The sequence below is a fragment of the Bifidobacterium cuniculi genome, assembly GCF_000741575.1.
Taxonomy (GTDB): Bacteria; Actinomycetota; Actinomycetes; order Actinomycetales; family Bifidobacteriaceae; genus Bifidobacterium; species Bifidobacterium cuniculi.
This window is the reverse complement of sequence record NZ_JGYV01000001.1, coordinates 624,016-646,924: the sequence shown is the minus strand read 5'-3', so window position 1 is coordinate 646,924 and position 22,909 is coordinate 624,016. Positions and strand designations below refer to the sequence as shown.

Below are 22,909 nucleotides of genomic sequence, written 5' to 3'. Positions count from 1 at the left end.
GTAAATAAATGACCGGTAGGAAGCAGCCGGAGGTTGACGCGGCTAGGGAGTTGCGTCGGAAGGCTGAGTTTTTTGCGATGCGGAACCGTCTGCATCTCTCCCAGGGCTATACGGCTAGGCTGGCGTCCGAGGATTTGGGCCGTGAGGTTACGAAGCTGTGGGTCGTGCGCGATGAGCGGCCTGATTTGAAGTATGGGCCTATTCCTGACGACGTTTATGACTGGATGGCGGCCAGGTTTGCCTTATTTGAGCAGTCAGTGACGGCTGGTGTGGCCGTGGTGCGTGCCGCTGTGGCGGCGGGTACGGTTGAGGAGCCGGTGCCGTTGACCGTGTATCGCGGTCAGGGCGCCTATGATTTGGCTCACCCGGAGGAGCCGTATCCGGTTGAGGAGATCAACGCGCGTAAGTGGGCGGTGATGGACGCGCTCATGGCTCAAGGCATCCGTACCGTTCCCGTGTTCTATGATGCGAAGGAGGTGTTGTCGGATGAGAGGCGGGGCGAAGACGCGGACACGCTTGGCCGAGCTGATTGACAGGCGGTTTGGTGATGGTGGCCGTGGCAAGCTGGCGGAAAAATGCGGGCTGCCGTTGCAGTCGGTGTCGCGTTACACCAGGTCGGATGATGAGCTTCGGCGCGCGTCGTATGCAACCGTGGAGCGGATCGCGGACGCTTTGGGTGTGAGGAATCCTCGCGGATTGTTCGGCCCGGTCAGGGAAGAAATCAACGAAGGACCTACTGGGAAGAATTCTGAAGATTAGGGCCGGAGCAGGGTTTTCCCGCCTTGTCCGGCCCTTCCCTACCAGGTTGGGGAGCACGTTTACCTCTATGGGGTGCTGTGCATCCACTAGGGGCATCCCCACGTGCGTGGGGAGCTAATTCTTACGCCCAACAGGGCGTGCATACGAATGCAACAGAATCGGGTTTGGGAGTCTGTCGGGGTTCGGCGTGTCGCGCTTGCGTGTTTATGGTTCTTGAGGTACAGTGTCAATCACTGTCGAGGACTTCATTGAGGGATTTCGATTAACGAAAGTTGATAGGGTTTCCCTAGTTCTCTCCGGGGCTTCGGTTCCGGAGCTTCCTTGACAAAGGGCACTCCCTTCATGGGGTGCCCTTTTTGTTATTTCCGGTGCTTGTATCCGCTGATACGCATGGTGGGATACTTCTTGTGGACTGCGGCGCGAACTCGGCGTTTCTGTGCGGGTGTGCCATGTTGGGAGACCATGGCCAAGGCGGCGCGTGCGTGGGCTTTGTCTTGTATGGGGTAGGCGCGTCGGGACGGGTAGACGAAGCTTGTCTTGCGTAGGCGGCGGCGCTTGGCGGCGGTCAGTCGTGCCATGGCATTATTTCCTTTGGTTGGTCCAAGTCGAGTGTTCCTTCGCTCATCCGCGCATAGTACGTTTCGACTTGGTGGTTGGGGACGAAGAGGCGTTCCGTGGTTTTCGTGGTGGCGTATCCGTTCGCTTTGACGGTTTTCGTGCGTTCCGCGATTTGCGTGCAGTCGGGCGGCGCGGTGTATTCGCTGATGATGGTGAGCGGTTCCACGGTTTGGAGCCATTGGGTGAATCGGTTGTGGTCGAAGCCGTCGTAGCTTCCGCATTTAGTGTCCTTGTAGGGCGGGTCTGCGTAGATTACGCAATCATGTGGGAGTGGCACCTGCTGGTAGTCGCCTTGGAGCGCGTTTAGTCGTTCCAGCCGTTCCAGTCCTTCCAGTCCTTCCAGCCGTTCCAGCCGTTCCAGCCCTTGCAGCCGTTGCAAGCGTTCTATTGCTTTCGAGGGTGGGGTATTGGTCGTTTTTACGTACTTGTCGAGTTCACGTACGAATTGGAGCCATGCGCGGCGACGCTCATGCAATGAGGGGGATGTAAGCATGCGGGACGCGGCGATCTTGACGGGCTCAAGGGCACGACTCCACAAGTAGTTTTTACGATTGCTTGCAAAGGAGTAGAGGAGCCCGATGGCCGGGTCGTCGTCCTTCGCGGCGTGGAACTCTTCGCGCGTGGGTACGTGCGCGTATCCGCGCATGCTGCCCTCCGCCACCTCTTTGAAAAAGAGCGCACTGTCTGAAATGTCGTTTGCGATGACACGGCCGAATTTGCCGGACAGGAGCGCGCAATGCGTGACGGCGCAGCCGCCCGCCATGATGTCCACGAGGACGGGCGCTGCGGGCAAATGGTCCACTACCCACGGTGCGATACTGTTTTTGGAGCCCTGGTAGGGCAGCCCATACTTCAATTTAGTCTCCTAGCATGCCGCGCATGAGTGCGCGGCTGGTGTCGGCGTCGTCTTCTTGTTCTTCGTAGGCGTCTGCGATGCGTTCGAGCGCGGTTGCGATACGGTTGAGCGCGTCGGACTGCTTCCGCATGAGTTCGGTTTTGCTGTCGGGGAGGACGGTGATGCTCGGCCCCGGATAGGTGCCGTTGAGGATGTCTGTTACAGAGGTTGAACCGTCTTCGTTGCTCATTCGTCGTCTTCTTTTTCGTGGTCGTGGTTGGGTACTGCGAGCTGGTAGGCGTCTGCGAGCCGGTATTTTCCGGTTGGTTTGCCATGCGTGTCTTTGGTTTGGTTGAGTTTGCCTCGGTACGCCCAGGAGCGGATGGTGGCGGCGGGTACGTTCAACCCCAGGCTGTCGAGGATGGCGGAGAGTTCCCCGTAGGTGCCTTCGGCCTTGCTGGTTTTGAGTTGCTTGTCGCGGCTTTTCCACACGATTTGTGGCGCCCATTTGCAATGGCAGTGTGGGCAGTCGATGGTTTCCGCGTCCGCTGGGGCGGTGAGGGGCTGCTGGCAGTCGGGGTTGGGGCAGTTGCCCCATTTGATGCGTGTTTCGTCCATCATGCGGATGAGGTTTTGTGCGCGTCGTACCAGTGTGTGGGTTTCGGCCGCGTAGATGGGGGTGGCGGCGTGTTCGTCCAACCGTGGTGTGCGGCTGATGCGTTCCGCGGTGGTGGCCAGGCTGTCGCGCATGCCGACGTGTACGTTCAGGCAGCGTGCCCATGCGTGCAGGGTGTCTTCGATGTTTCCTTCCCGGTCCACGTGGAGCAGGTCGAGGACGGCTTCGCGTAACGGTGCGGATGCTGACGCGGTTGTGGGGGTGCGGCCGGTGTCGTGTTTTCGGTTGTTGATCCTGTTGAGCCTACCGTTTTCGAGGTCGTCCAAATTGCGGGTGAGCCAGGTCAGGTCGCCCATCATGGTGGTGGTGCAGTGTTCGCAGAGGAGGTGTGGTGGCGTGGTGGGGCGGGAGCATTTGGGGTTGCGGCAAACATCGGTGTTCACTTCGGCGGGCCCTCCTAGTCCGTTGGTTTCTCCTCCCCTAGTATATCACGAAGTCGTGTCGGTTGCCTTGTTAAAACGTTTTGGCGGGGTTGTATTCGGCCGTTCCGGTTTGCTGTGATGAACTTATCGGGTTGCATGCTGAACGCGGCCTGTAGGGCGTCCTGAGCGTTTTTTCCTTCCGCAACCATCTGGTTGACGGCGCGCCGGTAGGCTTGTTCCTCACGGACGCCGGTGATGCCCGCGCGTTGCATGGCGTCACAGATTGCCGCCTCGGACGGTCGGTTGCGGTCGCGCATGCGTTTCGCGTAGGCGTTTATGTCGGCGGCTTGCATCCACTTGTCCGACTGGGCGGCGTAGAAGCTGCGGACGGCTTCCAATGCCATGGGAAGCGTGACCTTCGGGTCGAGCTCCCCATGGAACATGTTCACGTACTCCACGTCGAAGGTGGCGTCGCCGTGATGGTGGCGGATCATGGTGATGACTTTCGCTGTCTCACTTAAGCTCAGCAATGGCTTCTCCCCTTTCCTGGGCTTCGACCATGCGCACGAGGTCGAGGTTGTGCTGAAGGTTCTGCTGTTGCTTCGACGGTTGTGCCGGCGTGCGCGTGGCCGTGGGGGTGTAGTTGGTGTCTTTCCAGCAGTCTCCTTCGAGCCAGTTTTTCGGGCTTCGTAGGTAGCGGTCGCCGTCTGGTGGCCGGTTCGGGTCTTGGGCGAAACGGGTCACGCCTGCGATGATCGCGGTGGCCCCATGCGCACGCCTGAGGGCGCGTTTGAACGCAAACATGGCGTCCCGCTTCCCCTGCTTCTTCGGGTACAGGTCCCAGAAGTGATCGAAGTAGCCTTGTTCCGTGGCGGTGAGGGGATTGTCTTCTTCGCTCTCGCGCACGCGCGTAGTGTGTGATTCTTCGTAAGAAGAATCACTTGGGTTTTGGGTTTTGGGTTTTGGGTTTTGGGTTAAGTCCGAACGGATTCCGTTCGGATTCCGTTCGGATTCCGTTCGGATTCCATCTTCCTCGCGCACGCGCGTAGTGTGTGATTCTTCGTAAGAAGAATCACTTGGGTTTTGGGTTTTGGGTTTTGGGTTTTGGGTTAAGTCCGAACGGATTCCGTTCGGATTCCGTTCGGATTCCGTTCGGATTCCATCTTCACGGTCGCCTGTGGCACGCTTGCGTTGCGCGTCCTTTTTTCGCGCATGCTCGATTTTCTCCCGACTGTTCTGGTGTTCCAGGTAGCCGTGAATCATCCAGCCTCCATCTTCAAGGCATTCCCAGAAGCCTTCATCCTCAAGCCAATCGATAATCTCGTCGGGGACTCGCATGGCATAGCAGACTGCTGTTTCGCTGAGGTGTCCGTCCGTGAGGTTGTCGGAAGCGTAGCTGATTCCGGCAACGTAGTAGCCGATGGCGGCGGGGTTCTCAGCCAGTGCGCGCATGATCTTGGGGCTATGCCAGAAATCATTCTTGAGGCGCGCGTATCCGTTGCTCATTTCAGCAGGTTCCTTTCTGGTTTTAGGGGTGAAGGGTGAGGAAGTGTTCTGATCCGGTGGGTTCACTTGCTGGCTTGTTGTTTAGGTGTTCTTCGGTGCGCATGTGTTTCTTGGCTTGTTTGAGACCTTTTCGTGGGGGCTGGCTGGGGGTGGACACGATGAAAGGTTTCCCGGAGGTGGAACACCAGGCGCAGTATACGGCTTGTCTCAAGGGTCGGAAGTTCCACTGGTACCAGGTGCTTTCCGTAATGACGCGGTAGGCGACTTGTAAGAGGTTGACAATCAGGCGGGCGGCTGCGCCGACGCAGATGCCGATGAGGAAGGCAAGGTAAGGGTTCATGCTTGTTCCTCTCGGTGCATGTGTGTTCGTGGTCCGGCTTCGTACATGCCGCGTGCGGTGTTCTTTTCGATGCATGTGTTGTCTGCTTGTTTGAGCATGGTGTGAGTGATGCCGTAGGCGTTGCACAGGTTGGCGAGTGTTTGCAGCAGGTCGGCGATTTCGTTGGCGATGGCTTGCTTGCACGGGAGGGGCATGGTGGCTTGCGAGCAGATCGTGTCTTGTTCTTCGTCGCTGAGCTTGTTCCAGTCGAGCCACTGCTTGCATGCTTCGACCACTTCGGATGCTTCCTCCAACACCTTGAGGGCTTGCCACTTGTCCTGCCGCTGATGGGAGGGGTGGAATGCTGCCCAGGTGCCGAACGGTACGAGGCGCGTAGTGGATTCGTTGGTGTGGTAGAGTTCGTTGAATCGTCGGACACCATCTAGGGTGTAGAAGAGTTCATCAATGCGTTGGTTGACGTAGCGGGTGATTTGGCGCGAGTAGGGGCCCCACGTGAGTTTACGGATTTTCTTGCGCTCTTGGTTGATGTAGCGTCCCCATACGGCGTCGCATGTGTGCATGTCGATCACGAGGCTGCCTTTCAATGCGGGTTGTGGATGGTGGTGGCGGCGGGCGGGATGCTTACTCTTCATCGGGGTCTCCTTCGAATTCCGCTGGGTCTCCAGCGTGGTAGGCGTCGGTGAGACGCTGGTCCATGTAGAGGCGTTCGTCGTAGTCGCGTTCGGCTTGGTCGTCGGGGTTCATGAGCATTCCGGCGACGGCGACGAGGACGCCGGTTTCGATGATCCAACTGGTGATTTCCGCTTGGTCTGCCGCGTCTTGTCCGCATTCGATGTCGCGGATGCGTTGTTCGGTGGTGTTCATGCGTTCCGCCAACTGTGCGCGGGACAGACCGCGTGCCAACCGTGCGCTGTACAGGATGGTGAGGAGCTGGTGGCGGAATGTTGCGGCTTCGAAGCAGGCTTCCCGATACGGGTAGCCGTAGCGCTTTTCGTCGCTCATTGGTCAACGTCCTTTCTTGTGATTGCTTGGGCGCCACGGGGAACGGTGACGGCGCCGATTTCCCGCATCCGTGCCCAGATGCGGGTTATGGCGATCTTGTCTGCCCTGTCATCCCAGATTGCGTGTGACGTGTCGTATCGGCGCACGTACCAGCGCGCTTCTAGCATGGTTACGAACAGTTCGTTGAAAGTGGCATCGTATTTCAGTTCGACCAGACTTTTGCCGGTGCCGTTACGGTGCCCGTACCACATGAATTCGTATTGTTCCGCATAGCCGCGCAGGTGTCCCAAGATGAGTCGTTCAAGGGAGAAGGGTTTTCCAGGGATTTCGTAGGGGTTGTTTTTGGTGTGTTCGGCTGCGCGTTGCATGGCGTCCTCGATGAGGGGCTGGAAGATTGTTTCGATGGCTTCGTAGGGTTCGAGGTCACTCATGGGTGTTCTTCTTCTGCTGGGTGTGCATGTTCCATGCGGCGATTGCTTTTTCGCGTCGTGAGATGCGGTCTACGAACATGTCGCAGGTGGGGTCGTAGATGGCCCAGTGGGTGCCCATGTCGTAGATGAATGGGATGTGGCCGCATGTGGGGCATGGGAGGAGGTGTTCGGTGATTGGGCAGGTCATGTGTTGAGTCTTTCTTCAATGTTTTGGGTGAGGGTGAGGGCGGCGTTCCATGCTTGCTTGTAGCCGGTCACGTAGGCGATGGCGGCAGGAGCGTTGCCCAGGTCGGCGCCTTTGAGTGCGTTGAGTGCTTGCTGGTCGAGGTCGAGACTCCAGTGTGGAACGGGCCAGTCGGCGTGTTCGCATCGGGTCCAGGCGCATGTGGCGCACTCGTATGTGGCACCGTTGCCGTCCATGCCGAGAAGGTTGGTTCGTACGGGCCCGTTCATGGGTTGGCCGCATTGAGGGCAGAGCGGGGATGATGCTGACGGTGCCGGGGGTGCCGGTGTTGTGTTTACTGGCGTGAAGCTTTCCAAGCTCATAGTTTTCCCTCCTGTTTGAAGTACTCGTACACGCTTCGTACGGTGTCGAGTGCGTCCGTGTAGGCGTCGTCATACGTGTTCCAGTCGCGGCCGGACAGTCGGGCGGCGTAACGTCGGGCGGTGTAACGTCGGGCGGTGTAACGTTCGTATTCGTCGTTCAACCATTCGAGGAACACGTCGGGGCTGTTCATGGTGTGTAGCCTTTCTTTCGCAGATCGTGAATCATGTTCTGCCACCAGCGATGGTCGCTGTAGGTCTTGTGCAAGGGGACGGCATCATATGCGCGGTCTGGCGGGTACAGCATCCAACCTTTTTTCGAGGTTCGGATGCGCCAACCCTGCCGTTTGAGTTGGCGTAACAGGAACCGTTGCTGTTTCATGATCGTCTCGGCATGGGGGCGGTGACTGTGTAGCCGGAGTCACGCAGGAGACGGTCGAACACGGCCGCATAGGATGCGTCAGAGTGTGCGTTGCAGTAGGTGGCCGCTTCCTCAGACGCGGTTTGAATGTCAGTGTCCATGTCCGCTCCAATCCGGTACGTGATGTGGTCTTGTTCTGTGCGGCTTGGTTTTCGTTGCGCGTCGTAGCATTTGCGGCACAAGCCTCGCGCGTAGATGGTGGGTTTGTGGCAGAGTGGGCATTGGTCACGGTGGAGTTTTCGTCGCCCTGCACGGCAGTAGTCGCATAGGTCGGCGCCGTGTGCGGGTAGGAGTGTCCACTGGTGGCAGCGTTCGCATTGCCGGTAGCGCAGGTCAGCACGATTCGGCATGGTGTTCATCATGCGTTTTTCCTTTCGTCCATTGGTCCATTGCTTTCTTGATTTGGTCGAGTGCGTGGTAGGTGGCGTCCACGGCGTCCTTGTCCTGGAGAAGCGAGTCTGCCGTGGTGACGCCTTTGTCGGTGACGGTCACCGAGTAGGGGGGTGTCGTGCGGGCAGACGCTGAGGATTGCCATTGGTGACGCCGCATAGGTGCGAGGGAGCATACTGGGGGTCCTTACATGTTGTCGAAGGACGGTTCGATGGAATCGGGCCGGTAATCCTGCTGGTTGAATACGGGATGTTCCGGGTTGAGGAGCACACTATGCACGTCCCCACGATGGATGTGGGTGAGGGCGGCGATGTCTCCTTCCCCGTAACCCATGTGTGCAAGCTGGTGGATGCGGGCGATCTGTTTCTTCGACGGCATGATGAGGGGTCCTTTCTTAGAGGCGGGGGGTGGTGACTCCACGCTGCCCTTGGTAGTGGGAGCGAAGCTTGTCGTGCCCGTAGGGGCGTGCGCAGGACTGTTCGAGGCGTTCGAATACAAGTTGTCCGATGCGCTGCCCCTTGGTCAGGCGGAGTATCTGCTGTGACTCGTTTTTCAGTTCCAACGTGATGGTTCCCTCGAAACCGGGATCACCGAAACCGGCGGTGACGTGGACTGCGACACCCATGCGTCCGAGGGTGCTTTTCCCTTCGAGACGGGCGAGCATGTTGGCAGGCAGGTGGATGGCTTCCACGATGGTGCCAAGGATGAACTCGCCGGGTTGCATGTCGTACCATTCCCTACGGTGTTTTTCGTAGTGACATCCATGTTCTTCGCCGGTCATGGTGTCGCGGAATCCTTCGTGGCTGGGCCGGGTGTCGTCGTTCACGCAGATGCTGAACTCTCCGTCGAGGGTCACGTCGTAGGACGCTGGTTGTACTTGGTCGAGCCTGAATGGGGTGATGAGGGGATACTGGTTGTTCAGTTCAATGATTTGCTGGTCGGTGAGGGTGGTCATGGCAGTGTTTTCCTTATTTGTCGTAGTGGTTGGCGAGCCAGGACAGGAGGATGCACAGGGCGAGCATCACGTAGGCGGGCCAGTCTTTCATTCGTCGCGGTCTGCCTTGTCATGGTTGAGCTGGTTGATTGCATCCACAAAAACACGATTGTTTCCCGTTCCCCATAGTGCGTTTATGGCGTCCCGATGGTTGTACAGGCACTTCCACGCATAGACGACGCCGACGAGGTCCACGACAGACAGGATGGCGGCGGTGATGGTGAGGATTCTCATTGCTGGGCCCATTCGTCAATCTTGTTCATCTTGTCTTCCAGGTCGTCCACGCGATGCTTCGTGGACAAGTGCAAATGGTGAAGGGTGCGGGTGCGGTCGAACAGGGTTCTCGTGTTGTGGTCCGCCACGTCCGCGTGCAACCATTGGAGCACCAGGGAGACGACGCCCAAGGCGACGGCGAGGATGGCGAGGAGAAGCGCGATGAGGCTCATTTCTTGGTCCTTTCGTTCAGATGGTGGATGGCGGCCTCTGCGAGGCGCATGTCCTTAGTGAGCTGGATGATCTGGTTGTCCTGTTCCTTGACTACGTCGAGGATTTCGTGGAATGCCTTGTCTGATTCACGCTGTGCGATGATGCAGGCGATGACCATGCAGACAATGGCTACGAGGATGATTACGACGCATGCGGTTTGCATTAGTCTTCCTTCCTTTCGAGTTTTTGGATGAACTGGCGGGTTGGGTCGAAGACGCGGCCCACACCGGCGTAGAAGCGATGTGAGCCGTCTCCCAGTTGGAAGACACGCACTTCGTCGTTCCACCATTCGTTCGTGATGTCGCGGATGATGCCGGTCGAGGTGACGGTGCATTCCGGGTTGATGATTTCCGTAATGGTGATCCTGTCCCCTAGCTTGGCTTCGTCCCACCATGTTTCGTGGTTGCCGGGCACTGGCTTCCAGTTATTCATTCTTGGTTCTCCTTCTGGCAGTCGGTGCAGGCGTGTATGGCGAAGGGGTAGTCTTCGCTTGTGTGCCAGCCGAGGTCGCGGGCCCGCTGGTACGCTTCCTGTTCGCTGTCTGCCTGTACGAGTTCGTAGAATGCGTTTTTGAGCCATTTGCCGCATTGGTCGCATTGAACCTCGTACACGGTGATTGCTTTCACGCTCAATTGCTGGTCTCCTTTTCTTCCGGGCCGAGAGGCTGACGATGGTTGAGTAGGTGGGCGAAATAGTGCAGGCTGATGGTGCAGGGCCGGTCCTCGTGGGGGTGGAGGAGCGTGCGGTGCATTTCGAGTGCGCTGTGGGTTGCGAGACTGGTGGGGCAGCTCAAATATTCGAGCAGATAGGCGCGCATGACCACGTGATGCTCACCGATCCTGTCCGGTGTGATGCCGACGCCACGCACCTTGTACACGACCGCCCACAGGGGCGCATCATCGTTCCCGGCTTCCTCTTCCGCCTCCCTTAACCATTGGTTGAGGCGTGGCTGCACCACGTTCTTGCATTCCAGGACGACATGTTCCTGGCTGAACATGACGCCGGTGATGTCGCCCCGGTCCTTGGTGCCGCTCAGATGTCGGCGTTCGATACGCGCATCATCCAACGCCCATGCCAGATAGTCGGCTACGGCCTTCTCGAACGTGGCTCCTGCCTTCTTCGCACTCTGACGGTTACGAGTCACTTGGTCACCTCCAACTGTTCAAAGATTGCTTCCAACACGGGCACGGGCATACTGTTCCCCGCCTGCTTGTAAAGGGCGCCGTTCATGCAACCCGGCCTTCCTGGGTTCGCGGCCAGTGCCGCCTCATAGTCGGCGTCCGTGAATCCCTGCAACCTCCAGCATTCCCGCTCCGTCAAATACCTGTATCCATCCTCGACTGGTACGACTCCCGCGTTCGGGCAGCGCATCTGTGCCGTCGTCACCGTGTGCGCATGGTCCTCGATGATGGGGACGCATCCGTTGAATCGGCCATCATGCTCCCCGATACGGTTCAGCATGCTCGGCTGCGTCACCTTGTAGCGTGCTTCGTCAGTGTGTTCCAGGAACTCGCCAATCGGGCGGGGATGCCGCCGCTTGATCTTCGAGAAGTCGAACACGGCGCCGTCGAGCACACTGATGGTGAACACCCTGCGCCGGTCTTGGGGAAGCCCGAAGTCCATGGCGTTCAGCACGTCGCACGCACTCACATAGCCGAGGGAACGCATGGCACCCAAGTACTTGTCGAAGTTGTGCCGCATGTGCTTGGAGAGCACGTTGGGCACGTTCTCCCACACCACCGCCTTCGGCATCCACTCGCCCAGGTTACGGATGATGCGCAGCGTTTCCCACATGAGGCTCGACCTGGTGCCACTTCCCTCGTCCGCACCCTTCTGGTGTCCGGCAATGCTGAAATCCTGGCAAGGGCTGCCATGTACGAGAATGTCCGGGCGGAGGGTCCAGCCACGCACGTCCTGCACACGATATTCGAGATCATGTTCGAACATCTTGTTGTAAGACCGCACTGCCTTCTCGTCAATCTCCACGTAGTCAATCGACTTCACCGGCACACCCAGGTTGCGAAGCGCACAACGGGGCGCTCCGATGCCACCGAAGAGCTCAAGAATTTGCAGCACGGTCGTACCTCTTTCCGCGTTGTATGTGCTGGTATTGGACTGGATGATGGAATACGCAGGAGAGGAACGTGGACGGTTCCCACCATCTCAACGGGCCATGCGCCCCTGCGTAGAGTTCTTGTCGCCACCAAGAATGACATTCAGGACATTCCCATATGTCCCACACGGAATCCTCCGGCAACGGCAATGGGCATTTATGCATCATCGTGGTCCTCGTCGTCTCCGAACCTGTCGAGGATGGTTGCATGGTTACGATTCCTCCCACATGTCGTTTTCCCAGCCGTCGTAGTCGTAGTCGGCTTTCCAGTCGTCTGCACAGTCTTGGCACACGTGGAGGCCTTGGATGATGTCGGTGAGCGGGAGGGGCCGCCCGCAACTGGTGCAGGCGGCGTCACCCTCGTGATCGGTCGGACCGTACAGGTGGCTCATTAGAAGCGGGGCTCCTGGCTGAAGCCGCCATCGTTCGTGGCCCATGGGTCTGCCGGAGGCTGCTGCCCCTGCGGCTGTCCCTGGCCCTGCTGTGCGAGGTTCATGCCCGGCGTGAACCCACCCTGCGGGGACTGATACTGCTGCTGGGCGGCCGGCTGGGCGGCTTGCTGGTTGGCAACGAAACCACTTTGCTGCTGCGGCTTGGAGGGGATGACGGCAACAGTGCGCGCGATCATCCGATAAGAGCCATGAGCCTGTCCGTCCTGTCCCGTGTAGGCGCCAGGTTCGTCCAGTTCGCCCACGCACAGGACCCGCATGCCCTTGTGGATGTTCTGCGCGACAGTGGCCGCATAGTCACCGAACACGGTCACCTGCATGCCGATGGTCTTCACCGTGTCCCACTGCTGTGTCTGCTCGTTGAAACGGTTCTTGTTGCCGATCACCGTAAAGTGGCAATACGGTTTGCCGTTCTGGGACTGCTTGACCTGCACGTCGGCCAGGGCGTTGCCGTCCTGGTCCTTCCCGCAGTACACGTTACCCATCCAATAAAACTCGGGGAAACTCATGCTTCCATCTCCTTGTGATTGTTGTTGCTGGTGTTTTCCAAATGCTTCTGGTAGGCGTCGAGGATGCGCTGCGCCACCGGCTCGGTGAGCGTACGATACGAGACAGCGGAGCCGACGATGCCGCTGAGGTATCGGTCCTCTCCCCCTGGCGGAACGCTCCTAGCGTCGAGGAGATCGTCGATGCGTTCCTTGGTTTCGTCGCTCATAAGTTGCACGTCACGGGTTTGCGTATCGGTGAACTGGGTGCTATCACTGCTGGTCGCCAAACCGCACGCCCCCTGAAGCGAGTAGCGTTTCGCGTACGTGAGCGCGCTACCGTACGCTTGCGCCGGGCTCACCTGACGGTTGCCGCCTCCGACGATGATCGGCGCCGGGCACAGGGGGCCGGTCCAATCCACGTAGGGGCTGGAAGGAAGCTGCTTCAGATAGGTGACGACCATGTCCGGCTCATCTTCCGTACCGGCGGCAACCTCGAAGCGGACAGCAAGCTTCATTTCCTTTTCCACGTACGCCATCAGGCTTGACAGGTCGGTGTAAGACCCGTAGTCGCTGCGCTTGTTTTCTTCTATGACCGGCATTAGAGTTCCTCCATTTCCTTGGTGATCTGCCAGTTGGTGTATTCGATTGGTTGGGGCGTGTGGTCGGCGCCCCAGTCGAGCATGTTCGCGTCAGGATGCTGCTGCCACCATGCGAACTGTTGCAACGCCTGGTCGATGCGTGGATTAGCCACGTCACGTATTTCCATTTGGGTTTCCGTGAACCGCCACACCATCCAGTCGTAGGGTGCCTGTTTGCTTTGGGTGATGAACTCGAACCCAAGTGGGCCCGCGTAGCCGGTGCAGAGACGGTAGAGACGCATGTAGAATGCGGCTTGAATGTGGTACCCGTACTTGTATGCGTCGTGCGGGAAATCTTCGGGCTGGTCGCGTAGTGTCTTGTAATCCACGATCCTGTAGACGCCATCTTCGTCGGGCCCGTTGGGAAGCCAGTCGGCTTTGCCTTTCAGTTCAACGCCGGAGTCGGGGTCGGTGGCGAACATGGCGACTTCGGGACGGCCAGGGTGCATGCCGGCGATGTCGGGCATGTTCCGCTTCATCATGTCCACCAGTTCCATGTCACGTGCCGACAGCATCACCACGTTCTCGTCGTCCGCATACAGGGCGAGAGCTTCCTTTCCGGCTTTTGTTCTCGCGTCGGGGCGTTCCATGGGGGCGGGGCCGGAGCCAAGTACGATGGAGTGCATGGCCTTGCCGAACGCGAACGCCGCATTATCCTCGACCGGGTGCTCTTTCGCCCATGCGTAGGCGCGTGGTGACTGCATGAACTTCTTGAGCATGGTCTGGTCCAACGCGGGATGTGCGAAATAGTCAGTGTCGCTGATCTGTTCCATTCGCACCATCAGGCTGCTCCTTCCAGTCGTCGTTTTTGTTTCCGTTGCTTCCAATAACAGGGGTTGCACAAGCCGCGTGCTCGAATCAGGGCCGCGTGGCCGCACGCTTTGCAAAGCGTGTAAGGCGCACGCACTTTCCAGTAACAAGTACCGCAATAGTTCTTTGTTTTAAGGTTCTTTCGTTTTCCACACGCCTGGCATTCTCGGTCAGCTAACACGGTGCGGCGCCAATGCTGTCGGTAACATTTCCCGCATAGTCCGCGTGCGTAAATCGGTCTTGTTTCCCCGCAGTTGGCGCATTCTTGTATCTTCCTGACACGAGGAGGCAACTGCCGCGCGTAGCATGCTTCACACATCATTCGCGCGTACATGATCTTCGTTTCCCCGCAGACCTTGCAAATGCCAGGTACGGGATTCTTCGGTCTTGTCATGCTGCCTCCAACCGGCTAACGAGCGTTTGCCCTGTGATGGTTTCCTGCAAGAACCGCCCATACGTGTTCTCAAACACTTCAAGATGTTGTGGTGGGCAGTACCAAACGCGGCCGCCGCCAGTCAGGTTCCTGGCATCTGATTCGGGCGGGTTCTCTTGGACAGTTTTTCGGTAGGTGCGTTTAGCCATGCCGGCAAACACCCAGATTTCCTTTTGAGTAGGCCGATAATGGTAATCCTCCCTGAGACGCCGTGTCAGGAACTGTTTCGCTGACACATACCCCTTGCCTTCCAACTCTTCACGAGGCAATATGCGAGGTGGATTCGGTGTAGCAAGACGTGGAATCGGAGCAATAAGATCAGCTATTCCCGCCGCTACATAGTGTTCGTACATGTCCTCTAGGTCTTGCTGCGCCGCTGCGAAGTTCACGGACCAGTAGTAGCCGTTAAGGAAAGCAAAGTGTCCCCAAGGGTAGCGGTAAAGTCCTTCCTTAGGCGGTTTCTTTGTGTTCATGGTGAGTTCCTTTTCCTAAAAGCGGGTGGGGCGGTTGGGCTGGGCAGGGTTGTAACCCCGGACAGGAGTCCACGCGAGGTGTGGCCACTAGAGGAATGGCACTCCCCCGCCCATCGTTCCGACAAAATGACTGTAAAAACGGTGACGTTGACCCGAACCGCCCCTTGGCTGCCTGCCCCGGAATCGAACCGGGCCCAGCTTTCGCACAGTCCATTCGGGAAGCTGCGTGTGCGAGGGGCTACCAGCAACAGGCACATATGGGGTTAGCGGTGTCGGGCCGCATAGTAGAGAATGTCGAACAAGTCGCTGCTGCCACATTCGGTAGCCAACTGTTTCAAGCATTCCCCCATGTCAGGAGCGCCAGGAATGGCAGCTTCCCCCACAGTCATCTCGGGGATGTCGCGGAATGCTTCATCCACCTTGGATTGTGGCATGTTCAGAATCTTCGCAATCATGGTCGGTGTCGGAATCAAAGCGGGCTTGCCATTCGCCGGGGAAATGCAATACCCGACGTAATCATGGGCAAGCAACCATCCCGCCTTGTACTTCTGCTCTGCGCCTACGCGCTGTTCCACCATCGGCATGGTTCACTTCTCCTTCCCGGAGTCAAGAATCTTTCGTACTTCACGGTTCACGTCGTCGTCCGTAATAAGGTCGCCGCCAAAGTAGGAGTGTTCCCTAACGAACGGCAGGGCAAGATTGGTGAATTCCGCCACCGCCTGCGTACAGGTAAGAGGCCCTGTCCAATCCACCGTACTGTCCGCATAGTTCTCGAACGGGCTGTAGCAGGAGCAACCCGAATCAGTGCCAAGCCAATACTGGCCGTCCGAGTCGCGTCGGCATTCAATCGCCTCCCAGTCGTAACCGTCGCAACCAGTCAGTTCTCCGACGACAGTCATCTCACTAGGCTTCTGCACCGCCGGAGCTTTCACCAGCGGGCACCCCTCATGGGGAATGCCATGATCGTCCATCATGTCCACCACATCCTGGTGAATTACAGTCGGCCAATCATCCGAACTGCTGTCGGCCATCTGCGCGACATGCTCCCAGAAATCATGTTCCGGGCTGATCGTGTTGTCCGCCATCCTGCTCGCGCTATGGTCAGCCAACACCAGGTCGTCGGGGTCACAGTGGACGAACGCCTCGGCAAGCGGATTCCCGCCGGTCTTCTGGCACCAACGCACCGCATACTCGTGGGCCTTCGCCAACGCTTCCGGCACACTGTCCTTCAACCCGGCACGGAACACGTACTTGACGACGTTGCCCAGCATGAAATTCATCCAACGATTGATCTCGAAACACTCCACACCATTACGCTGGTAATGGGCAGGATGATTCACCATGTCACTCATTGGGCGCCTCCTTCTGTGTGTTCGGATTGTTTAGGTTCGCCCTGAACGCCTCTATCAGCGTTTCCTTGTCGAAGTAGAGCTTGCCGCGATACGTCTGCGCGATGTACCGGAAATCCTTCCGAAAATTGGAATCACCGGCGCCAGTCAGTTCCTGTGCCTCATCCGCGTCCAGCCACGGCCAGTCCGGCATTTCAGTTCGCAAACTCACTGCGCATCCTCCCGTTTCGTGATCTCGCCCACCAGAATCAGGCCACCGCCCACACCCGCGAGGATGATGCCCGCCAACACCGTCACCGTCTGCAACGGCGTACGCGCAATGATGAACGGGACGGTCACGGCGGCAAGAATCAGACAAATGCCCGCCAGAAACACGACGAGGGTCTTCAACAAGGCGTTACGCATCCTGCACCGCCTCCATGAACACGTCAGCAAGATCAGACACCAGTTGGGGCACGTTCAGGAACGTCCAAACAGTCCCGTCCAACATCTGCACATCACCACTCGTGTCGGCACCATCCAACACGGCTCCCACGCGACTCATTAACTTCATCTCGCTGTCGTAATCCGAGAGAACAGGATGCTCATAGCTTTTTTCCAGCAAGTCAACGAACTTATTGGGGCCGAATTGAACTCCCTCGATGGTCATCGCACGCTCATTCGCGTGATGCCGCATCCAACCCCAAGAGCCAGCAGTCAGCAGATTCTCCAACACGGTCATCCACTTCTCCCGGTTCCAGTCCACGTAGAAATTCCTCACCTTGGGACGAGTCGCCTGATGGAACCTCCACCTGTTCTTGGGGAGAGCCACTGGGGCATCATGGAAAAATATGACCTTCGCCGGTTGGACGCCTTCGATTTCTACGATGTAATCCGTTTCGTTTTCTTCCATGCACCGCACGACCGCCGCGATCTGACCCCGGTTAGGCCTCCTCGCGCAGAACGTGACGAAATCACCCTCCTGGACGTCCTCCACGTCCGTGATGACCTCATGATTCTCGTTCATCGGTTTCTCCTTATCCTTGTCCCGCGTGATGGTGAATGAGCCAAGAACGTCGTATGACATTCCAGTGTTGTTTCCGTCATTCATTCGCCTGTTCCTTCCATTCGTTGAATGCTTGTATGGTGTCCTGGCTGAACATGGCTTCGACCTGCTCCGGCGGCATTTGCGCCATCGCATCGAACAGGCCAGCCAGGCATGCGCGGTCACGCATCGGGCGTATCCTGCGGCGGCTGATACGCCACCCACAGCTGATAGCCGCCGATAATGCGAACGATCTTGGTTATGAATGTTCCCGGCGCTTCGCAGTCACGGAAGGCCGCACGAGAACGTGCCCGAATGGTAGAGGTCGCACTGTAGGCAGCCTGCTTCATCTTGTAGCTTTTATGGAACTGTGCGAACTGTCCCGGATGCTTCACCAAGTCATTCACGAAACGGCGTTCCGTGCGGAGACTCTTGGTGCTGATCGGTTTCCGGTGTTTGGCCCGCAAAGCGTCTATTGCTTCCGGCGACATGAACGTGCGAGACATCAGAAATCAGCCTCCGGTACAGCTGAGGTTTCATCATCGTGGGATGCCTTGAATTGGCGTTCCCATTCCTTTTGGGTCAAACGGAACTTTGCCTCATCTACATGCCTTGAACGTTCCTGGTCCAACTGGATGAACTTTTCAGCACCGTCATGACCAAGCGCGCCGATCAGTGCGTTCGTGGGGAATGCGGAAAGCATATCCACCAAGGCACAAACAGCGTTGACGCAATCAAAATCGAATGGCGCATCCTCCACATCAATACAGGACGCGCCGAGGACTACTCCCGTGTTGGAGTCCTCTGTATCCACGATGGCCTTTTCACCGCAGATCATTGACACCGAGGTCGGGTTGTCTTTTTCGTCAAGCCTCACGAACTTGTACATTGTGATGTCCGGGAAATCGTCTGTGTTCGTGTGCTGCTGGACGGTTTCGTTCTGGTTTTCCTTGTTCATTGTTGTTTTCCTTTTCTTGGTGTCGCCTTCCTTGGCGACGGTTGGTTGGTGGTTGAAATAGTGTCCCCTTGCCGGGGTTGGGACGGTGATGAAAGGAAGCAAACTGGAACAGTGTCTTGAGTCCCAGCCTCGGCAAGGGAAGTCTTTAATCAGCGAGGAACTTGTTCACGAAGTAAACTTGTCCTCGCGGAGTGACCAATGTCGTGTAGGTCACGTGCTTGTTGCCGTCATGGTCCGTGTACGGCTTGTTCGTGCGGGTCACAAACAATCCCAGGTCTAGGGCTCGCTGTGTCGGGTCGTTGGTGCGGGTCAGGTAGCCGTTGGCGCGAAGCCACTTGAAAAGACGGTTCTGGCCGATATTCACACCGTTCTGGCGGAGAATGTTCGCAAGACGGCGCACCAGAATGTTCGTGTCGCTGGTAATGATCGCGTCCGCAAACACCACCTTTGGCGCCTGCGCCTCGAGCTGCGCCTTCTGCTCGGCGATGCGGGATTCCAGCCACCGCATGGACGCCGCCACCATCTGCTCCGGAGACATGGCCTCCTGCCCCGCCATGTACCCGCCGTGCTTCCGGATGGACGGGAGCACCTCGTGGGTGACCCAACGCTGGAACTCCTTGGCGACCGGCTTACGGGAACGAAGCACCAGTTTGTAGAAACCAGCCTCAGAAATGATGACCGGCGCACGGCCGCCGCTCTGAGCAATGTCCGTAATCCGGAGGTTGCTCACCTCGTCATCGTCAAGGTATTCACGAACATGATTGGTTGCAGTTCCGAGTACGTCGCACACGTCCTTGGCGACGAACCAGACCGCGTCCTGGTCGTCGGTGAAGACGCGCACCTGCGAACCATGGAAATCGAATGGCGTCAACGCGACGCTTGTGGTATTATCAATCACGGGTTACGACCTCACTTCCTGGGGTATTGGACGCCGTTGCAGCGGCGTCCTTTTTCTTTTCTTCAATCAATGCGTCTGCTTGCCGGTTGGCTTCTCCCAGAAGAACCATGGGATTGGCGCCTACAGCTTTTGCGATGGCGAAATACGTTCCCATCGACACATCGTCTTTTTGTAGGAGCCTTGTTACAGTTTTGCGGTTTACGCCAGCACGCTCAGCGATAGCAGTCTTGCTTACGCGCGCAGTCATTACTGCATCGCGTAGATTCTTCATCGCCTCACGGCTGAGTCCACTTGGCATCAACATAGTTATTATGATGCCACATGGTCACGATTGATGTCAAATGGGCGTGTCGTTTGGTATCATTCTTTTATGGCAAGTACACCAACAGGGTGGTCGAGCATCGACGTTGCCACGGCTGATGTGATCGACCAGATAATGACTGCGACTCATGTCAGCAACCGGCAAGTAGACCGAGAAACCAACGGCGACATCGGTTACTCACGAATGCGCTGGATACGGCAAAAGAAACGTGCGCCTATGCGAATCGGCGAATTTTTTACGGTATGCTCTATCTGTGGCGTAGACCCAATGGAAACATTGGAGAGAATCCAATACCTTGCGTCGCAAAAAGACGAAACCAGCGAGGTCGAACCGTCCACTCTCTCTCCTGAGGAGCGTGCGGCGCTTGCTCTCCAGCGCGCGAACAGTGGAAACTATGATCTTGCGGCATTTGAGGGGGATGCGGATGGGGCAGAGTCTGAAGACTGGTAGGCGTGCCGTGTTCGACCTGGTGACAGCGGGAACACCGAACTACGGGCCCATGAGGATGGCCTTGTATGATTTAGCGCCGTCACTGGTGGTATGCTCCGGGAAGCTACGCAGGGGACTGTATGGCGCTTATGATGCGTCGCTGGAGACGATAGTTATTGAGCGCGCTCTCCCGTACGATTTGAAGAAATGCACTCTCGTGCATGAGCTCGCCCACTGGGTTTATGATGACGATTCCCGCCCGCCGTATGGGCGCAGGAGGGAGCGGGAGGCGCGCATGCTGACCGCACGTACCCTCGTGGATACGAAACGGTATGCGCAGGCGGAATGCATGTATGACGGAAGCGCGTACAACATCGCCCGCGAACTTGGCTTGTGCGAGGAAGTAATCCGTGACTACCAGTGTCTGGTGTTGCCGCAAATCTGTCGCGCACGAACCCTCGTGCGCACCAAATAGAAGGAGAAGGAAAACTATGGCAGGCGTATATATCGGCCTACTGTTGGGCACTGTTGGCGGGTTCATCCTGTTGTATGTCATCATCCGTGTAGCGGTCCGTGACGGGCAGCGTGACGTGATTCGATCAAACAAGGTTGCGCAGACGGAGAAGGACAAGAAGGCTGGGGACTTGACGCCGTACGTGGTGGCGATCGTCGCGTTCGTGTTCGTGGGCGCCATCTGTGTGGGTGTTGGCCTGTCCAGCGAGTCGAAGAAGGATGATTCATCCTACAAGTACAACTACTACAGTTCGTACAGTGCGCCGGCGCAAATCACCGACTAGAGCCGCAACGCAAAAAGGGCCCCGCTCACCGGAAGGTGGGTGGGGCCCTTCGCTTTAATGTCCGTATTCGTCCTTCATGTAGGCGTCGTACAAGGCTAGGTAGAAGTCGGTCCACGTGTCGTCCTGGTCGTCGTCCCACCGGTTCGGGATGCTTTCGCGCGGTGGTACGGGCAGGCCGGTGGGAATCATGTGGTCCGACAGCATGTCACGTATGGTGCAGATCGTGAAGGAGGAGTGTAGGATGAGTTCGGGTATCTGTTCGGCCAAGTGTGTCCAGAACCATGCGGCATCCTGCAATTGCAGCTGTTCCGCTTCGCAACGCCATGCGGCGCCCAGGAACTGCGGCAACGCCCACCCGTGCAGCGTAGTGTGCTCCACGGGTTCAGGGGACGGCTCATAGGCGGTCAGACGGGCGCGTAGGCGCATCCAGTCCTCCACGTCGCAATCCCAGCCCAAGCAGTCCTGTGCCTTCGCTTCGTCAATCATGCGAATGATCGAAGAAACCGTATGCGGGGTCAAGGCGTGTAGGTTCTCCGCGACACCATCCGCGACGATGCCCACCATCGCCGACATGCGTCCGATAGCATACCCGCACGCGGACACCACGATACGGTTCACATCGGTCACGGGCAGCAGGCACGCTACCGTCGCGTCACCAGTTCGGCTCATAGTCTCCTCCATCAGGCAATTCCACGAACTCGGGGGTAGGCAACTCCCTTGGGGTTGCCAATATTAGGTCGCGGCATGCCGCCCCCACTCCATCAGCGTCTCATATGGTGCGTGGCCGTCCACGCGGTCAAGACGCCGTTTCACGTTCTCCCATACCGGGGCGGGCGTGAACAAGTCCAGGAAATTCAGGCCTTCCCACAGCAACGGTCCGACATGCATGGCGACGGCCTCACCGAAATGGGTTCGCACCACAATCCCCTCCGCAAGACCGCCCTGCTGCATCAAGTCCACGTTGTATGCCACCGTGTCCCAGTCATGGGCGGCATCCACGAACCGGGCCGCGTTGATCGCCGTCCCATAGTATGCGGTCTCCTCGCTCATGGCGGTTCCCTGCACGGCGAGCAGCATGCGACGAATCAAATCCCAATCACGACACATGGCAGCCTCCTATGCGTACCATTTCGGGACACCATCGTAGGCATCCACTACGTCACTGTACCCGAGACGGTCCAGCATTTCGCAGAGGATACCGTCAGCAGTTATGTGGGCTTCCTCCTGGTCCGTCTCATACAGGTTCTTCAACCGTTCGACAATCGGCGCGGAGGGGAAGGGGATGAAGTGCTGCACGTCGAGGTCCATTACCTGAAGTTCCTTGTGCCGGGCGGCATACTTCACCCCCATGGGAGTCAGGGGGCCCATGTGAACAAACCTCATGATCATGTAGTCGTTGCAGGCCGACTGCGACAGTTTGCCCAACGGTTTCTCTTCACCCCAACGGTAGGCGAGGACGCCTTCGCAATAGCCTTCGTCAGCCAACAGTTGCATGTGCGCTATCACCGTTTCAATGTCGTAGCGTTGGCACACATACTCGTATGCTTCCGGCGAGTCGTGGCCATTCTGCTGGGCGCGCCAAGCGCCTTGCATAAGCTCGGTCACGAGGTATTCGCTTTTGATGTCCCAGCTGAGTTCAACCATGCTCATGACTGTTTCTCCTCTTGGTTGGCGTATGGGTCCACGATGTTGGGGCGTTTCGGTCGGCGTCGTCTGCCCCATCCGGCGTCTACGCAGTCGGCCCACCATTGGCGCACCTTCTCGTTTTCCACGTCGTCGCCTATGAGCAGCAGATAGGCGGCATACTTGTTGTCGCTGGACTTGGAGCGGGCTTCACGGACCACTTCGACCAATCCCGCGTTGACCAGCTTGGTGATGATCTTGGAGATGTAGGTGACACCATCATCATGCTTGCGCTGCATGAGGTCCTGGACCTGCACGAGGTCGAGGTCCTGGACTTCCTGTGCAGTGAGTGCGTTGCCGTATCCCATCATGTCGGCTATGTAATCCAGTCCCCGCTCGTAGGCGCGGCATGGGACGTGTTCGGCTACCTGCTTCTGGGTGGGAGGCCAGTCGTAGGATTCGTTTGCCATGAGGGTGAGGATGGTCACGGCGACATTGTCCAAGGTGAAGATTTCGACGCCTTTCTTGTTCTTTGTGGTGCGCATGAGGTAGCCTTCCGATGCCTTGGTGAACACTGCCTCGACGTTGTTCTTGCCCATTCGGGTTTCCATTTCCGCCCTCCATGCCTTCCGCTAAGATGGCTTATGAGGGCTTTGCTCTCGGGTTCCCCGTTGCGGTTTTGGTTTTCCGGCCCTAGCCGCGCGGGGATTTTTCTTTTGTGCCGTTCAGTTGTCTACTAGCA

The 22,909-nt window shown here is 57.8% G+C and carries 47 protein-coding genes; 5 read left to right on the top strand and 42 right to left on the bottom strand.

Features of this window, described 5'->3' with window-relative positions; translation table 11 throughout:
• Positions 1-8 precede the first annotated feature (8 nt).
• Together BCUN_RS03035 and BCUN_RS12160 are read left to right on the top strand one after the other, a co-directional pair.
• On the top strand, positions 9-533 hold the full coding sequence (locus BCUN_RS03035; RefSeq protein ID WP_033515300.1) for a hypothetical protein: 525 nt from the start codon (positions 9-11) through the stop codon (positions 531-533).
• A complete protein-coding gene (locus BCUN_RS12160; RefSeq protein ID WP_156100115.1) occupies positions 517-759 on the top strand; it encodes a helix-turn-helix domain-containing protein in 243 nt (80 codons plus the stop codon). The genes BCUN_RS03035 and BCUN_RS12160 overlap by 17 nt, the downstream gene beginning before the upstream one ends.
• Before the next feature lie 359 nt (positions 760-1,118).
• Here the strand turns inward: BCUN_RS12160 and BCUN_RS03030 are convergent, their stop codons facing one another.
• The 38 genes from BCUN_RS03030 to BCUN_RS12145 form a co-directional block, all read right to left on the bottom strand.
• Positions 1,119-1,337, bottom strand: coding sequence for a hypothetical protein (locus tag BCUN_RS03030; protein WP_033515302.1), 219 nt, complete (start codon positions 1,335-1,337; stop codon positions 1,119-1,121).
• The gene (locus tag BCUN_RS03025) at positions 1,325-2,233 is read right to left on the bottom strand and encodes a DNA adenine methylase (RefSeq protein ID WP_033515304.1); all 909 of its coding nucleotides are present in this window, start codon (positions 2,231-2,233) and stop codon (positions 1,325-1,327) included. The genes BCUN_RS03030 and BCUN_RS03025 overlap by 13 nt, the downstream gene beginning before the upstream one ends.
• Before the next feature lies 1 nt (position 2,234).
• Positions 2,235-2,462 carry a hypothetical protein gene (locus BCUN_RS03020; RefSeq protein ID WP_033515306.1) on the bottom strand — a complete coding sequence of 76 codons (228 nt, stop codon included), beginning with the start codon at positions 2,460-2,462 and terminating at the stop codon, positions 2,235-2,237.
• A complete protein-coding gene (locus BCUN_RS03015) occupies positions 2,459-3,187 on the bottom strand; it encodes an IBR domain-containing protein (protein ID WP_152598035.1) in 729 nt (242 codons plus the stop codon). Before BCUN_RS03015 ends, BCUN_RS03020 begins: the two co-directional genes overlap by 4 nt.
• A 98-nt stretch (positions 3,188-3,285) precedes the next feature.
• Positions 3,286-3,780, bottom strand: coding sequence for a hypothetical protein (locus tag BCUN_RS03010; protein ID WP_033515310.1), 495 nt, complete (start codon positions 3,778-3,780; stop codon positions 3,286-3,288).
• Positions 3,764-4,756, bottom strand: coding sequence for a hypothetical protein (locus BCUN_RS11325; protein ID WP_051920575.1), 993 nt, complete (start codon positions 4,754-4,756; stop codon positions 3,764-3,766). Before BCUN_RS11325 ends, BCUN_RS03010 begins: the two co-directional genes overlap by 17 nt.
• Before the next feature lie 22 nt (positions 4,757-4,778).
• Positions 4,779-5,096, bottom strand: coding sequence for a hypothetical protein (locus tag BCUN_RS03000; RefSeq protein WP_033515315.1), 318 nt, complete (start codon positions 5,094-5,096; stop codon positions 4,779-4,781).
• Positions 5,093-5,728 (bottom strand): pyrophosphohydrolase domain-containing protein, encoded by a 636-nt coding sequence (locus BCUN_RS02995; protein ID WP_152598037.1) that lies wholly within the window; start codon positions 5,726-5,728, stop codon positions 5,093-5,095. The genes BCUN_RS03000 and BCUN_RS02995 overlap by 4 nt, the downstream gene beginning before the upstream one ends.
• A complete protein-coding gene (locus BCUN_RS02990; RefSeq protein WP_033515320.1) occupies positions 5,718-6,098 on the bottom strand; it encodes a helix-turn-helix domain-containing protein in 381 nt (126 codons plus the stop codon). The genes BCUN_RS02995 and BCUN_RS02990 overlap by 11 nt, the downstream gene beginning before the upstream one ends.
• Complete coding sequence (locus tag BCUN_RS02985) at positions 6,095-6,529, bottom strand: hypothetical protein (RefSeq protein WP_033515321.1); 435 nt, start codon at positions 6,527-6,529, stop codon at positions 6,095-6,097. The genes BCUN_RS02990 and BCUN_RS02985 overlap by 4 nt, the downstream gene beginning before the upstream one ends.
• Positions 6,522-6,716: a hypothetical protein gene (locus BCUN_RS02980; RefSeq protein WP_033515324.1), complete on the bottom strand. Its 195-nt coding sequence runs from the start codon at positions 6,714-6,716 to the stop codon at positions 6,522-6,524. The genes BCUN_RS02985 and BCUN_RS02980 overlap by 8 nt, the downstream gene beginning before the upstream one ends.
• Positions 6,713-6,949, bottom strand: a complete 237-nt coding sequence (locus BCUN_RS02975) for a hypothetical protein (protein ID WP_152598038.1) — start codon at positions 6,947-6,949, stop codon at positions 6,713-6,715. Before BCUN_RS02975 ends, BCUN_RS02980 begins: the two co-directional genes overlap by 4 nt.
• A gap of 122 nt (positions 6,950-7,071) precedes the next feature.
• A complete protein-coding gene (locus BCUN_RS02970; protein ID WP_033515329.1) occupies positions 7,072-7,266 on the bottom strand; it encodes a hypothetical protein in 195 nt (64 codons plus the stop codon).
• Between the two features lie 560 nt (positions 7,267-7,826).
• Positions 7,827-7,985 carry a hypothetical protein gene (locus BCUN_RS12155; protein WP_156100114.1) on the bottom strand — a complete coding sequence of 53 codons (159 nt, stop codon included), beginning with the start codon at positions 7,983-7,985 and terminating at the stop codon, positions 7,827-7,829.
• A gap of 84 nt (positions 7,986-8,069) precedes the next feature.
• The gene (locus BCUN_RS02965; RefSeq protein WP_033515331.1) at positions 8,070-8,261 is read right to left on the bottom strand and encodes a hypothetical protein; all 192 of its coding nucleotides are present in this window, start codon (positions 8,259-8,261) and stop codon (positions 8,070-8,072) included.
• Positions 8,262-8,277: 16 nt separating this feature from the next.
• Positions 8,278-8,838, bottom strand: coding sequence for a dCTP deaminase (dcd, locus tag BCUN_RS02960; protein WP_033515334.1), 561 nt, complete (start codon positions 8,836-8,838; stop codon positions 8,278-8,280).
• An 87-nt stretch (positions 8,839-8,925) separates the two neighbouring features.
• Entirely contained in the window at positions 8,926-9,111 is a 186-nt protein-coding gene (locus tag BCUN_RS02955) for a hypothetical protein (RefSeq protein WP_033515336.1), read from the bottom strand.
• A complete protein-coding gene (locus tag BCUN_RS02950) occupies positions 9,108-9,323 on the bottom strand; it encodes a hypothetical protein (RefSeq protein WP_033515338.1) in 216 nt (71 codons plus the stop codon). The genes BCUN_RS02955 and BCUN_RS02950 overlap by 4 nt, the downstream gene beginning before the upstream one ends.
• Positions 9,320-9,526 (bottom strand): hypothetical protein, encoded by a 207-nt coding sequence (locus tag BCUN_RS02945; RefSeq protein ID WP_033515340.1) that lies wholly within the window; start codon positions 9,524-9,526, stop codon positions 9,320-9,322. The genes BCUN_RS02950 and BCUN_RS02945 overlap by 4 nt, the downstream gene beginning before the upstream one ends.
• On the bottom strand, positions 9,526-9,795 hold the full coding sequence (locus tag BCUN_RS02940; protein ID WP_033515342.1) for a hypothetical protein: 270 nt from the start codon (positions 9,793-9,795) through the stop codon (positions 9,526-9,528). The genes BCUN_RS02945 and BCUN_RS02940 overlap by 1 nt, the downstream gene beginning before the upstream one ends.
• Positions 9,792-9,995, bottom strand: coding sequence for a hypothetical protein (locus BCUN_RS02935; protein WP_033515344.1), 204 nt, complete (start codon positions 9,993-9,995; stop codon positions 9,792-9,794). Before BCUN_RS02935 ends, BCUN_RS02940 begins: the two co-directional genes overlap by 4 nt.
• Positions 9,992-10,507, bottom strand: coding sequence for a hypothetical protein (locus tag BCUN_RS02930; protein ID WP_033515346.1), 516 nt, complete (start codon positions 10,505-10,507; stop codon positions 9,992-9,994). Before BCUN_RS02930 ends, BCUN_RS02935 begins: the two co-directional genes overlap by 4 nt.
• Entirely contained in the window at positions 10,504-11,439 is a 936-nt protein-coding gene (locus BCUN_RS02925; protein ID WP_033515348.1) for a DNA cytosine methyltransferase, read from the bottom strand. Before BCUN_RS02925 ends, BCUN_RS02930 begins: the two co-directional genes overlap by 4 nt.
• Before the next feature lie 249 nt (positions 11,440-11,688).
• Positions 11,689-11,868 (bottom strand): hypothetical protein, encoded by a 180-nt coding sequence (locus BCUN_RS02920; RefSeq protein WP_033515350.1) that lies wholly within the window; start codon positions 11,866-11,868, stop codon positions 11,689-11,691.
• Positions 11,868-12,434 (bottom strand): single-stranded DNA-binding protein, encoded by a 567-nt coding sequence (locus BCUN_RS02915; RefSeq protein WP_081895487.1) that lies wholly within the window; start codon positions 12,432-12,434, stop codon positions 11,868-11,870. The genes BCUN_RS02920 and BCUN_RS02915 overlap by 1 nt, the downstream gene beginning before the upstream one ends.
• A complete protein-coding gene (locus BCUN_RS02910) occupies positions 12,431-13,012 on the bottom strand; it encodes an ERF family protein (RefSeq protein ID WP_033515354.1) in 582 nt (193 codons plus the stop codon). Before BCUN_RS02910 ends, BCUN_RS02915 begins: the two co-directional genes overlap by 4 nt.
• Positions 13,012-13,833: a PD-(D/E)XK nuclease-like domain-containing protein gene (locus BCUN_RS02905; RefSeq protein WP_033515356.1), complete on the bottom strand. Its 822-nt coding sequence runs from the start codon at positions 13,831-13,833 to the stop codon at positions 13,012-13,014. The genes BCUN_RS02910 and BCUN_RS02905 overlap by 1 nt, the downstream gene beginning before the upstream one ends.
• A 418-nt stretch (positions 13,834-14,251) precedes the next feature.
• Entirely contained in the window at positions 14,252-14,767 is a 516-nt protein-coding gene (locus BCUN_RS12150) for a hypothetical protein (RefSeq protein ID WP_152598039.1), read from the bottom strand.
• Between the two features lie 263 nt (positions 14,768-15,030).
• Positions 15,031-15,351 carry a hypothetical protein gene (locus tag BCUN_RS02900; RefSeq protein WP_033515358.1) on the bottom strand — a complete coding sequence of 107 codons (321 nt, stop codon included), beginning with the start codon at positions 15,349-15,351 and terminating at the stop codon, positions 15,031-15,033.
• A gap of 3 nt (positions 15,352-15,354) precedes the next feature.
• On the bottom strand, positions 15,355-16,119 hold the full coding sequence (locus tag BCUN_RS11770; protein ID WP_033515360.1) for a DUF3310 domain-containing protein: 765 nt from the start codon (positions 16,117-16,119) through the stop codon (positions 15,355-15,357).
• Positions 16,112-16,327: a hypothetical protein gene (locus BCUN_RS02890; protein ID WP_152598040.1), complete on the bottom strand. Its 216-nt coding sequence runs from the start codon at positions 16,325-16,327 to the stop codon at positions 16,112-16,114. The genes BCUN_RS11770 and BCUN_RS02890 overlap by 8 nt, the downstream gene beginning before the upstream one ends.
• Positions 16,324-16,521 carry a hypothetical protein gene (locus tag BCUN_RS02885; protein WP_033515363.1) on the bottom strand — a complete coding sequence of 66 codons (198 nt, stop codon included), beginning with the start codon at positions 16,519-16,521 and terminating at the stop codon, positions 16,324-16,326. The genes BCUN_RS02890 and BCUN_RS02885 overlap by 4 nt, the downstream gene beginning before the upstream one ends.
• Positions 16,514-17,206 (bottom strand): hypothetical protein, encoded by a 693-nt coding sequence (locus BCUN_RS02880; protein WP_152598041.1) that lies wholly within the window; start codon positions 17,204-17,206, stop codon positions 16,514-16,516. The genes BCUN_RS02885 and BCUN_RS02880 overlap by 8 nt, the downstream gene beginning before the upstream one ends.
• Positions 17,199-17,330, bottom strand: coding sequence for a hypothetical protein (locus tag BCUN_RS12865; RefSeq protein ID WP_274518371.1), 132 nt, complete (start codon positions 17,328-17,330; stop codon positions 17,199-17,201). The genes BCUN_RS02880 and BCUN_RS12865 overlap by 8 nt, the downstream gene beginning before the upstream one ends.
• Positions 17,323-17,646 carry a hypothetical protein gene (locus tag BCUN_RS02875; RefSeq protein WP_033515367.1) on the bottom strand — a complete coding sequence of 108 codons (324 nt, stop codon included), beginning with the start codon at positions 17,644-17,646 and terminating at the stop codon, positions 17,323-17,325. The genes BCUN_RS12865 and BCUN_RS02875 overlap by 8 nt, the downstream gene beginning before the upstream one ends.
• Positions 17,646-18,098: a hypothetical protein gene (locus BCUN_RS02870; RefSeq protein WP_033515369.1), complete on the bottom strand. Its 453-nt coding sequence runs from the start codon at positions 18,096-18,098 to the stop codon at positions 17,646-17,648. The genes BCUN_RS02875 and BCUN_RS02870 overlap by 1 nt, the downstream gene beginning before the upstream one ends.
• A 145-nt stretch (positions 18,099-18,243) precedes the next feature.
• A complete protein-coding gene (locus tag BCUN_RS02865; RefSeq protein WP_238552293.1) occupies positions 18,244-18,996 on the bottom strand; it encodes a phage antirepressor KilAC domain-containing protein in 753 nt (250 codons plus the stop codon).
• The gene (locus BCUN_RS12145) at positions 18,989-19,300 is read right to left on the bottom strand and encodes a hypothetical protein (RefSeq protein WP_152598042.1); all 312 of its coding nucleotides are present in this window, start codon (positions 19,298-19,300) and stop codon (positions 18,989-18,991) included. The genes BCUN_RS02865 and BCUN_RS12145 overlap by 8 nt, the downstream gene beginning before the upstream one ends.
• A 66-nt stretch (positions 19,301-19,366) precedes the next feature.
• Here BCUN_RS12145 and BCUN_RS12525 point away from each other — a divergent pair, with 66 nt between their 5' ends.
• From BCUN_RS12525 to BCUN_RS02855, 3 genes are read left to right on the top strand one after another with little or no spacing between them, the layout of a single operon-like run.
• The gene (locus BCUN_RS12525) at positions 19,367-19,768 is read left to right on the top strand and encodes a hypothetical protein (RefSeq protein ID WP_152598043.1); all 402 of its coding nucleotides are present in this window, start codon (positions 19,367-19,369) and stop codon (positions 19,766-19,768) included.
• Positions 19,713-20,222: an ImmA/IrrE family metallo-endopeptidase gene (locus tag BCUN_RS02860; protein WP_051920573.1), complete on the top strand. Its 510-nt coding sequence runs from the start codon at positions 19,713-19,715 to the stop codon at positions 20,220-20,222. Before BCUN_RS12525 ends, BCUN_RS02860 begins: the two co-directional genes overlap by 56 nt.
• A 16-nt stretch (positions 20,223-20,238) precedes the next feature.
• A complete protein-coding gene (locus BCUN_RS02855) occupies positions 20,239-20,544 on the top strand; it encodes a hypothetical protein (RefSeq protein WP_033515371.1) in 306 nt (101 codons plus the stop codon).
• 54 nt (positions 20,545-20,598) lie between these two features.
• Here BCUN_RS02855 and BCUN_RS02850 read toward each other — a convergent pair whose 3' ends face one another.
• The 4 genes from BCUN_RS02850 to BCUN_RS02835 form a co-directional block, all read right to left on the bottom strand.
• Positions 20,599-21,213: a hypothetical protein gene (locus BCUN_RS02850; protein ID WP_033515373.1), complete on the bottom strand. Its 615-nt coding sequence runs from the start codon at positions 21,211-21,213 to the stop codon at positions 20,599-20,601.
• Positions 21,214-21,276: 63 nt separating this feature from the next.
• Positions 21,277-21,651 carry a DUF2513 domain-containing protein gene (locus tag BCUN_RS02845; RefSeq protein WP_034258277.1) on the bottom strand — a complete coding sequence of 125 codons (375 nt, stop codon included), beginning with the start codon at positions 21,649-21,651 and terminating at the stop codon, positions 21,277-21,279.
• A gap of 9 nt (positions 21,652-21,660) precedes the next feature.
• Positions 21,661-22,194, bottom strand: coding sequence for a hypothetical protein (locus tag BCUN_RS11315; RefSeq protein WP_051920571.1), 534 nt, complete (start codon positions 22,192-22,194; stop codon positions 21,661-21,663).
• A complete protein-coding gene (locus tag BCUN_RS02835) occupies positions 22,191-22,766 on the bottom strand; it encodes a hypothetical protein (RefSeq protein WP_033515377.1) in 576 nt (191 codons plus the stop codon). The genes BCUN_RS11315 and BCUN_RS02835 overlap by 4 nt, the downstream gene beginning before the upstream one ends.
• Between the last annotated feature and the right edge of the window lie 143 nt (positions 22,767-22,909).

Coding starts and splice junctions, on each gene's coding strand:
- BCUN_RS03035 (WP_033515300.1), top strand. CDS start 9: ATGACCGGTAGGAAGCAGCCGGAGGTTGACGCGGCTAGGGAGTTGCGT.
- BCUN_RS03030 (WP_033515302.1), bottom strand. CDS start 1,337: ATGGCACGACTGACCGCCGCCAAGCGCCGCCGCCTACGCAAGACAAGC.
- BCUN_RS03020 (WP_033515306.1), bottom strand. CDS start 2,462: ATGAGCAACGAAGACGGTTCAACCTCTGTAACAGACATCCTCAACGGC.
- BCUN_RS03015 (WP_152598035.1), bottom strand. CDS start 3,187: ATGATGGGCGACCTGACCTGGCTCACCCGCAATTTGGACGACCTCGAA.
- BCUN_RS11325 (WP_051920575.1), bottom strand. CDS start 4,756: ATGAGCAACGGATACGCGCGCCTCAAGAATGATTTCTGGCATAGCCCC.
- BCUN_RS03000 (WP_033515315.1), bottom strand. CDS start 5,096: ATGAACCCTTACCTTGCCTTCCTCATCGGCATCTGCGTCGGCGCAGCC.
- BCUN_RS02995 (WP_152598037.1), bottom strand. CDS start 5,728: ATGAAGAGTAAGCATCCCGCCCGCCGCCACCACCATCCACAACCCGCA.
- BCUN_RS02990 (WP_033515320.1), bottom strand. CDS start 6,098: ATGAGCGACGAAAAGCGCTACGGCTACCCGTATCGGGAAGCCTGCTTC.
- BCUN_RS02985 (WP_033515321.1), bottom strand. CDS start 6,529: ATGAGTGACCTCGAACCCTACGAAGCCATCGAAACAATCTTCCAGCCC.
- BCUN_RS02980 (WP_033515324.1), bottom strand. CDS start 6,716: ATGACCTGCCCAATCACCGAACACCTCCTCCCATGCCCCACATGCGGC.
- BCUN_RS02975 (WP_152598038.1), bottom strand. CDS start 6,949: ATGGACGGCAACGGTGCCACATACGAGTGCGCCACATGCGCCTGGACC.
- BCUN_RS02970 (WP_033515329.1), bottom strand. CDS start 7,266: ATGAACAGCCCCGACGTGTTCCTCGAATGGTTGAACGACGAATACGAA.
- BCUN_RS02965 (WP_033515331.1), bottom strand. CDS start 8,261: ATGCCGTCGAAGAAACAGATCGCCCGCATCCACCAGCTTGCACACATG.
- dcd (WP_033515334.1), bottom strand. CDS start 8,838: ATGACCACCCTCACCGACCAGCAAATCATTGAACTGAACAACCAGTAT.
- BCUN_RS02955 (WP_033515336.1), bottom strand. CDS start 9,111: ATGAGAATCCTCACCATCACCGCCGCCATCCTGTCTGTCGTGGACCTC.
- BCUN_RS02950 (WP_033515338.1), bottom strand. CDS start 9,323: ATGAGCCTCATCGCGCTTCTCCTCGCCATCCTCGCCGTCGCCTTGGGC.
- BCUN_RS02945 (WP_033515340.1), bottom strand. CDS start 9,526: ATGCAAACCGCATGCGTCGTAATCATCCTCGTAGCCATTGTCTGCATG.
- BCUN_RS02940 (WP_033515342.1), bottom strand. CDS start 9,795: ATGAATAACTGGAAGCCAGTGCCCGGCAACCACGAAACATGGTGGGAC.
- BCUN_RS02920 (WP_033515350.1), bottom strand. CDS start 11,868: ATGAGCCACCTGTACGGTCCGACCGATCACGAGGGTGACGCCGCCTGC.
- BCUN_RS02915 (WP_081895487.1), bottom strand. CDS start 12,434: ATGAGTTTCCCCGAGTTTTATTGGATGGGTAACGTGTACTGCGGGAAG.
- BCUN_RS02910 (WP_033515354.1), bottom strand. CDS start 13,012: ATGCCGGTCATAGAAGAAAACAAGCGCAGCGACTACGGGTCTTACACC.
- BCUN_RS02905 (WP_033515356.1), bottom strand. CDS start 13,833: ATGGTGCGAATGGAACAGATCAGCGACACTGACTATTTCGCACATCCC.
- BCUN_RS12150 (WP_152598039.1), bottom strand. CDS start 14,767: ATGAACACAAAGAAACCGCCTAAGGAAGGACTTTACCGCTACCCTTGG.
- BCUN_RS02900 (WP_033515358.1), bottom strand. CDS start 15,351: ATGCCGATGGTGGAACAGCGCGTAGGCGCAGAGCAGAAGTACAAGGCG.
- BCUN_RS11770 (WP_033515360.1), bottom strand. CDS start 16,119: ATGAGTGACATGGTGAATCATCCTGCCCATTACCAGCGTAATGGTGTG.
- BCUN_RS02885 (WP_033515363.1), bottom strand. CDS start 16,521: ATGCGTAACGCCTTGTTGAAGACCCTCGTCGTGTTTCTGGCGGGCATT.
- BCUN_RS02880 (WP_152598041.1), bottom strand. CDS start 17,206: ATGAATGACGGAAACAACACTGGAATGTCATACGACGTTCTTGGCTCA.
- BCUN_RS12865 (WP_274518371.1), bottom strand. CDS start 17,330: ATGCGTGACCGCGCATGCCTGGCTGGCCTGTTCGATGCGATGGCGCAA.
- BCUN_RS02875 (WP_033515367.1), bottom strand. CDS start 17,646: ATGTCTCGCACGTTCATGTCGCCGGAAGCAATAGACGCTTTGCGGGCC.
- BCUN_RS02870 (WP_033515369.1), bottom strand. CDS start 18,098: ATGAACAAGGAAAACCAGAACGAAACCGTCCAGCAGCACACGAACACA.
- BCUN_RS12145 (WP_152598042.1), bottom strand. CDS start 19,300: ATGTTGATGCCAAGTGGACTCAGCCGTGAGGCGATGAAGAATCTACGC.
- BCUN_RS12525 (WP_152598043.1), top strand. CDS start 19,367: ATGGCAAGTACACCAACAGGGTGGTCGAGCATCGACGTTGCCACGGCT.
- BCUN_RS02860 (WP_051920573.1), top strand. CDS start 19,713: ATGATCTTGCGGCATTTGAGGGGGATGCGGATGGGGCAGAGTCTGAAG.
- BCUN_RS02855 (WP_033515371.1), top strand. CDS start 20,239: ATGGCAGGCGTATATATCGGCCTACTGTTGGGCACTGTTGGCGGGTTC.
- BCUN_RS02850 (WP_033515373.1), bottom strand. CDS start 21,213: ATGAGCCGAACTGGTGACGCGACGGTAGCGTGCCTGCTGCCCGTGACC.
- BCUN_RS02845 (WP_034258277.1), bottom strand. CDS start 21,651: ATGTGTCGTGATTGGGATTTGATTCGTCGCATGCTGCTCGCCGTGCAG.
- BCUN_RS11315 (WP_051920571.1), bottom strand. CDS start 22,194: ATGAGCATGGTTGAACTCAGCTGGGACATCAAAAGCGAATACCTCGTG.
- BCUN_RS02835 (WP_033515377.1), bottom strand. CDS start 22,766: ATGGGCAAGAACAACGTCGAGGCAGTGTTCACCAAGGCATCGGAAGGC.